General features: G+C 70.8%; 8 protein-coding genes. 1 reads left to right on the top strand and 7 read right to left on the bottom strand.

The genetic code is table 11. The features are described from left to right. Positions 1-300, bottom strand: a 300-nt coding sequence (locus DJ73_RS11230) for an RPA12/RPB9/RPC11 RNA polymerase family protein (protein ID WP_094557986.1), incomplete at its 3' end; no start/stop codon positions are given. A gap of 78 nt (positions 301-378) precedes the next feature. Then, positions 379-1209: an alanyl-tRNA editing protein gene (locus DJ73_RS11225; protein WP_094557985.1), complete on the bottom strand. Its 831-nt coding sequence runs from the start codon at positions 1207-1209 to the stop codon at positions 379-381. A gap of 172 nt (positions 1210-1381) precedes the next feature. Between DJ73_RS11225 and DJ73_RS11220 the strand changes: the two genes are divergently transcribed. Beyond that, complete coding sequence (locus DJ73_RS11220) at positions 1382-3187, top strand: archaellin/type IV pilin N-terminal domain-containing protein (protein ID WP_094557984.1); 1806 nt, start codon at positions 1382-1384, stop codon at positions 3185-3187. 42 nt (positions 3188-3229) lie between these two features. Here the strand turns inward: DJ73_RS11220 and DJ73_RS11215 are convergent, their stop codons facing one another. The 5 genes from DJ73_RS11215 to DJ73_RS11195 are packed head-to-tail and all read right to left on the bottom strand — an operon-like array spanning position 3230 to position 6755. After that, positions 3230-4048 carry a hypothetical protein gene (locus DJ73_RS11215; protein ID WP_094557983.1) on the bottom strand — a complete coding sequence of 273 codons (819 nt, stop codon included), beginning with the start codon at positions 4046-4048 and terminating at the stop codon, positions 3230-3232. After that, positions 4045-4566, bottom strand: coding sequence for a hypothetical protein (locus DJ73_RS11210; protein WP_254921637.1), 522 nt, complete (start codon positions 4564-4566; stop codon positions 4045-4047). Before DJ73_RS11210 ends, DJ73_RS11215 begins: the two co-directional genes overlap by 4 nt. Next, positions 4559-5584 carry a hypothetical protein gene (locus DJ73_RS11205; protein WP_094557982.1) on the bottom strand — a complete coding sequence of 342 codons (1026 nt, stop codon included), beginning with the start codon at positions 5582-5584 and terminating at the stop codon, positions 4559-4561. The genes DJ73_RS11210 and DJ73_RS11205 overlap by 8 nt, the downstream gene beginning before the upstream one ends. Then, positions 5572-6180 (bottom strand): hypothetical protein, encoded by a 609-nt coding sequence (locus DJ73_RS11200; RefSeq protein ID WP_254921636.1) that lies wholly within the window; start codon positions 6178-6180, stop codon positions 5572-5574. Before DJ73_RS11200 ends, DJ73_RS11205 begins: the two co-directional genes overlap by 13 nt. Beyond that, positions 6177-6755, bottom strand: coding sequence for a hypothetical protein (locus DJ73_RS11195; protein WP_094557980.1), 579 nt, complete (start codon positions 6753-6755; stop codon positions 6177-6179). The genes DJ73_RS11200 and DJ73_RS11195 overlap by 4 nt, the downstream gene beginning before the upstream one ends. Between the last annotated feature and the right edge of the window lie 158 nt (positions 6756-6913).

The following is a 6913-nucleotide window of genomic DNA, read 5'->3' as shown; positions in this document are numbered from 1 at the left end:
CTCGCACTCGGTGCAGACGAAGAAGCGGGTCTCCGACTCGTCGGCCGAGCGGATCTGCTGCATGTACCAGTAGGCGCGGTCGTTTCCGCACTCCGGACAGTACGCGGTCGTCTGCGGCAGTCCCTTGTCCTCCGCGTCGCTCACGTCGATGACCTCCGACTCGACCTGCGACTCGGTGGTCCACTCGTCGTCGCCGTCGTCGCGGCCGATCTCGTTGTCACAGTCCGCGGAGCTACACACCCAGTGGTCCTCGCCCTCGCCGGACTTCATCATCGAGCCGCACTCGTCGCAGAACTTCATGGCGGAACCAGCCGCGGATCGTATATAAGCGGCGGGATCGCGACCGAACGACGGAGCCGAGTCCGCCGGTCGACGGCCTCACTCGGCGCCGTCGAGGTGCTCGGCGAGCGCGAACCGGACGCGCTCCTCGTCCGCCCCCTTCGTCTCCCGGCCGGTGACGACGACCTCGCCGATCTCGCCGGTGTTACCGACGTGAGTTCCGGCGCAGGCGGTGCGGTCGTAGGGGTCCGCGTCGGTCCCGAGGCCCGCGTCGTCCGCGCCGGCCGCGCCGATCTCGACGATCCGGAGTTCCTCGATCGAGTCGGGGAGGAGGTCGATGCGGGTTCGCTCCGGGTCCAGGGTCGCCTCGGCCTCGGCGCGGTCCATCGCGTAACTCGTCACGGGACGCTCGTCGGCGACGAGGTCGTTGAGCCGGGCCTCGATGCGGTCGAGGTCCGCGTCGTCGAAGCGGTCGTACGCCGCGTCGAGGTGCGCGTGGTCGTCGTACAGCTGGTTTCCGGTGGTCTGCGCGTCGAACTCGTTCAAGAGGAGCGCCGACAGCAGGTGTTGGGCGGTGTGGTACTTGGAGTGGGCCGCCCGGCGCGCCGCGTCGACCTCGCCGACGACCGCGGTACCGGGTTCGGGCGGCGAGGGCGCGTCGCCGCCGGTCGCCGCGCCACCGCCGTCACCCGCCTCGGCCGCCGGCGCGAGGGTGTGGTAGATCGTGTCCTTCTTCCGGACGTCGACCACTCGCCACCGATCGTCGCGCTCCCCGTCAGCGAGGCGGAGCGTCCCCGTGTCGTGCGGCTGCCCGCCGCCCGTCGGGTAGAAGTGCGTCCGGTCGAGGACGACGCGGTCGTCGAGCGCGCGCTCGACGGTCGCCTCGAACGTCATAACCGTGTCGTCGGCGAGGTACAGTTCCTCGGTCATACCGAGAGAGATCGGCTCGGCCGGCTTAGGTGGTGCGCTCGGAGAGAGGCGGTCGGCCGAGCGCGGCGGGTGTGGTGACGGCGACGCCGCGATCGGAGTCGGGACCGATGACGTTCTCAGATCCGATACTCGGACGTCGACGTTTATGAGTGCTCCCGACGTAGGCGGCCTCATGAACGGTCCCGACCGCGCCCAGAGCGAGGTGATCGGCGTCGTGCTCCTCCTCGGGCTCACGATCACGGCGGTCGGGGTCACGGTCGCGCTCGGGTCGACGGCGCTCGGCGACGTGCAGTCGTCGGCCGACGTCCAGCGGATCGAGGGGGCGATGACGCAGGTCGACTCGAAGGCCAGCCTCGTGGCGCACGGCGGGTCGACGAGCCAGCGCATCCGGCTCGATCCCGGCCGGAGCGCCGACGTGCGCGTCGACGACGAGGCGGGAGTGATGCGGATCGAGGTCGAAGCCGAAAACGAAACGGGCGGGATCGAGACGGTGACGGAGAACGTCACGCTCGGCGCCGTCGTCTACGAGCGGGGCGACGACCGGGTGGCGTATCAGGGCGGCGGGGTCTGGCGGTCGAACGGCGACGGGTCGTGGATGGTGTCCCCGCCCGAGTTCCACTACCGCGGCGACACCCTCACGCTCCCGCTCGTGACGATCGACGGGGTCGACGGGCGGCTCGGCGACGACGCCGTCGTGACGGGCACCTCGAAACACCCGGAGGGGCTGTTCCCCTCCGAGAACGTCTCGAACCCGCTGCTGGGCGGGAACGTGACGGTCACGGTCGAGAGCCAGTACGCGGAGGCGTGGGGGCGGTTCTTCGAGACCCGGACGCGGGCGAACGTCACGCAGGTGTCGCCGACGGAGGTCCGCGTCGCGCTCCGAACCGAGACCGTCCACCCGACGCTCAGCGCGGGCGTCTCTGCGCTCGGCACGTCACGGCTCGAGTTCGGCGGCATAAACACCCTGTACGCCGACAGCTACGACTCCACCGTCGGATCGTATCCGGGAAAGGGCAACGCGAGCGATAACGCGGTGCTCCAGACGACCAGCGATTTCCACCTCACGTCGAAGGGGGGCGGCAACACCGAATCGATCGAAATCCGCGGAGACCTCGTCGCGGAGTCGTTCAAGATCCCGAAGGGACAGGCGAAGAAGAAGCTGACAATCACGGGGGAGAAGCGGGTCGACGACTCGGTCGGGAGCGCGGACCCCGTCGCGGGAGCCATCGCCGAACGGATCGAACGGGTCCGCGATCTGAACCTCCAGTCCAGCGGCGCCTCCACGACGGGATTCGTCCACGACGACGGAACCGTCCGCACCATCGACGAAGACACATACGTCGACGGCGACGTCACGGTCTCGGACGGGAGTACGCTCCGGATCGAGGACGGGGCGACCGTCCACGTCGACGGGCGGCTCGACGTGAGCGAGGACGGCAGCGACGTTGCGTTCGACGGCGGGGGCGGCGACGTCGCGGTCCTCGTCGAGGGCGGCTTCTCCATGCGGGATGGATCGACCCTCCGCGCGCGCGGCGGCGGCAGCAGCGACCTGTTCGTCGACGGCGCGGTCGGGGTACGGGACGACGCGGCGATCACGGCGGCCACCGGCACCCGCTTCGAGCTGTACAACACCGGGAACGTCGAGGTGACGCATCAGGCGCGAATCGCCGCCGACGACGACGTAACGGGGAACCTGTGGCTGTACTCGAGCGGCGGCAGTATCGACTTTCAGGGGGCCCCGAGCGACGGCATCGACGTCGCGGGAGTGGTATACGCGCCGACGAGCGAAATGACGCTTACAAACAATATGACGTTCAAAGGGTCGTTCACCTCCGGGAGCTTCACGTTCAACGACGCCGACCTCAACCTCCACTACGACGAGTCGCTCGCCACGCTGCAGCCGTTCGGGGGGGCGTCCGTTCCCGTGGTGAGCCACCTGCACGTCTCCCGCCACCGCGTGACGATCGAGGACGACTAGCTCGGCCGGGCCGGTCGAACGAAGCCGCTCGCAGGGCGACCGTCAGCGCTGCAACCCGACGACGCGAACGACCTCGCGCACGTACACCGAGTCGCCGTGTTCGAGCTCCGCCACGGCGACGCCGTCGGCGTCGGCGGGGGTCGCGTCCGCGAACCCGTCGGCGCGCTCGAAGTAGCGCGCCCACGCGTCCGGATGGTCCGTCTCCACCCAGAGGTACAGCGTCTCGCCGCTCGCGGCGTCGAACCGGGTCGTCTCCGAGTCGGCGTTCGCCTCGTCGACCGCGGTTATCTGGACGGTTCCCTCGCCGGTGACGCTCCCTTCTCCGCCGCCGCGGACCAACGCCATTATCGGAATCGTCGTCCGACCGTCGGCGGCGGCGAAGCGGGGCTCCGAGAGCATCACCGAGCCGTCGCCGTCGCCGCGGACCAGGGCGCCGGCCTCGTACGCGATCGTCGTGTCGCCCTCCTCGTACGCGATCGCCTTGGAGGTCCACTCGTCGAGGGTGCCGTTCGCGACGTCGCTGGCGTTGCTGGTGTTCGCGAGGACGAACCGCGACTCGGCGGACGTCGACAGGGTGCCGCCGGCCAGCCGGATCTCGGTCGCCCGGTTCGGGTCGTCGTACCGCTGGACGTCTCGGAGGTTGTCGTCGAGCACGTCGAACGCGCGCTCGACGTTGGCGACGCGCTCGGCCTCCCGCCGGTCCTCCACACCGGTGATCCCCACCGCGAACACCGTGCCGATCGTGACCGTGATCAGCGAGAACACGAGGATGTAGCCGACGACGTCGCTCACCCCGCGGTCGTCGCCGGCGAGCGAGGAGAGGCCCCCGACCGAGACCGTCCGGCTCCGCCGCCGGCTCATCGCTCTCTCACCACCAGCCGGCCGACGGAGCTGTTGTACCGGACCCGAATCGGGCCGCCCCGGACGCGAGACGATTCGACGGACAGGTTCGCGACGTGCGGGATCTCGGCGACCGCCTCGGGGTCGTCAGTCCGCAGGGTCACCGACTCGTTGTCGATCGCGATCCGATATGGGCGACCGGCGATACGGGTTGGCAAGTCGACGTCGACGGACACGGTCGCGTCGCTGGCGCCGCCGGGGCGATCGACCTCCGCCGCGCGGGCGAGCCGGTCCGCGCTCTCGAGGTTCGCGACGGCGGTCTGCCCGACGACGGCGAGGTCGCCCCTGACGACCCGGTCCGTCTGCGAGTCGACGACGCCGCCGATCCCGATGACGATCCCGGAGAGCAGCACCGCACCGATCGCGAGCGTCAACACGTATCCGACGGTGACGCTCACGGCCCGCTCGTCGCCGCGGAAGCGACGGTCGCCGTCGCTCCGGAGCGAGCGGCCGCCGTCGCTCCGTCCGCGGTCACGCATCGGGCTCACCCGGCGCGACCCGGACCGTGGTCTCGAACCGGAGCTCCGCGGTCCGGTAGCGGAGGTCGATCGTCGCCGCGTAGACGGCGGGGGTCGCGGAGTGGTCCGAGCCGACGGACTTCCCGGAGGCGGGGAGCGCGGTCGCGGTCGCCGTCCCGTTCGCCTCGTCCGTCCGCTCGAGGGTCACGTCGTAGGGAGCGCCCAGCGCCCCGGCGCTCGTCGTCCAGAGCCCCGGACAGCGCTCGTCGTCGAGCGTCCCGCCGGTCAGGTCGACGGCGACGCGGTCGGCGGCCGGCGCCGAGCAGACGACGGTCAGGTCGCTCCCGTTCTCGCCGACGGCGACGGTGACGTTGTCGTCGGTGGCGTTGTACACGTACACCTCCCGCGTCTCGTTGACGCCGTCGTCGAATTCGACGTAAAAGGCGTCGGTCGGTGCCCCGGCCGCGTCGGTGGAGGCGAGCGTTGCGGGATCGACCGCCACGACGAACCCGCGCGTCCGATCGACGTCGGCCGCGAGGGTCGCGTTCGCGTCTCCGGTGCCGTTCGCGGTGAGATCGCCGGTCACGTAGCTCCCGTTCTCCATCGTCGTCCGGTTCCCCGAGACGTGCGTCACTCCACCGCGATCGGCGTACGCCCGGGCGAGGTACGCGTCGAGATCGGCGATCCCGTCCTCGACGGCGGTGGCCGCCGCATCGTGGTCCGAAGGCCGGTTCCGGTTCGTCCCGTCGATCAGCGCGCCGGTCTCCTCGACGGCGGCGGCGCGGACCTCCAGCGCCTCGCCGTCGGCGGCCTCGATGCCGCGGGTCGCGACGTTCTCGCTGTAGATGCTCGCGTTCAGCAGCACCACGAGCGCCACGAGCGAGACGGCCACGACGAGCCCGGAGATCAACAGGAGCTGGCCGCGGTCCGCGTCGCGGAACCGCCGGTCGCCGCGCGGACCGTCGCCGGTGGAGTCGTCACCACGGGGACCGTCGCGGGACCCGTCGCCGTCGGACGGTCCGGGGATCACAGCTGCCATACGACGATGCGCACCTCCAGTCTGTCGTACACCGCGCCGCCGCCGACGTCGGCCGCGTAGAACTCGCCCGGCTCCGACCCGTTCGAGAGGGCTCGGAGCGTCGTGTCTTCGTACCCCGGCGCGGTCAGGTTCGCGTCGTCGGTCAGGACGACGGTACGCGTCGCCGTCACGGCGTTGTCGCTCGGCGATCCCATGTCCACCAGCGTCGTCTCCGCCGCGCCGTCCGGCCCGTGTCGGACGTGGACGTTGAACGCGATCCGGCGTTCGCCGAAGGTCGCGTTCAGCCCCTCGCCGAACGCGTTCGGGGGGCCGCCGCCCGTGAAGTAGCTCGGGCTCCGGCCGTCGGTGAACGTCTCGTTCACCGGGTCCCAGCGGAGCAGGGCGGCCTCGAGGTCGCCGCTGGCCGCGCTCGTCTCCAGCAGGTCGTTCGCGACCGCTCGCTGTTGGTTCTCTAGGTGCTGGTTCGACGTGCTGGCCGACAGCGGGGTCACCGCGGTCGCCTGTAGCGCGAAGGTGAGCCCGGCGACGATCAGGATCGCCGCGGCGAACGCCTCCAGCGTGTGCGCCTGCGCGCGGTCGTCCGGGAACACGGTCACCACACCCACACCGTGAGCCGGTACTGCGTCCCCTCGATCGAGACGAGCCGCTGCGAGACGCTGACGCCGCCGCGGTCGACGCGGACCGGGTCCCTCGTGCTGCGGCGCATGTCGACCGTGTGCGTCCCGTATCGCGTGTCGACGGTGACGGTCGAGGCGTTTCCGACCGGGTCCGCCTCGCCCATCGCGTGGACGACGACGAGGACGTCGTCGTCGAGGCCGAACTCCGCGGCAGTGTCGTTCGTGAGTCCCGCCGGACAGTCGGCCGCGTCGGCGAGGGTGGCGTTGCCCTCGTCGCCGTCGAAGAACGCGGCCGTACACGCCGGCGACAGCACCGCTGGCTCCGCGGGCGACGCGGCGAGCAGGTCGCCGGCGATCCCCGCGGCGACGCGGTCGCTCACGACCGGCGAGGCGGTTTCGGCGCCGGCGAAGGGGTCGAACACCGTCGGCACGAACGCGATCACGAACCCGAGCGTCAGCAGGAACACGCTCGCGCCGACGGCGAAGTCGATCGGGGTCTGCGCTCGGCCCGCTCCGCCCGACGTGAATCCCCCCGTTCGCGACTCACCCGACATAGATCCACACCCCCAGCGCGAGCGTCATCAGGACCACCGCGAACTTGACCCCGGAGACGATGTCGGCGTTGCGGATGTAGCCGCTGATGAAGCCGGAGAGCACCGCCTGCAGGGTCACCGCGTGGAAGAACAGCAATGAGAGGACGTCGGGGTCGACG

This window comes from Halorubrum sp. Ea1 (assembly GCF_002252965.1).
Classification (GTDB): Archaea; Halobacteriota; Halobacteria; order Halobacteriales; family Haloferacaceae; genus Halorubrum.
Note: the sequence above shows the minus strand (reverse complement) of the source record. Positions and strands in the feature narration are given on the sequence as shown.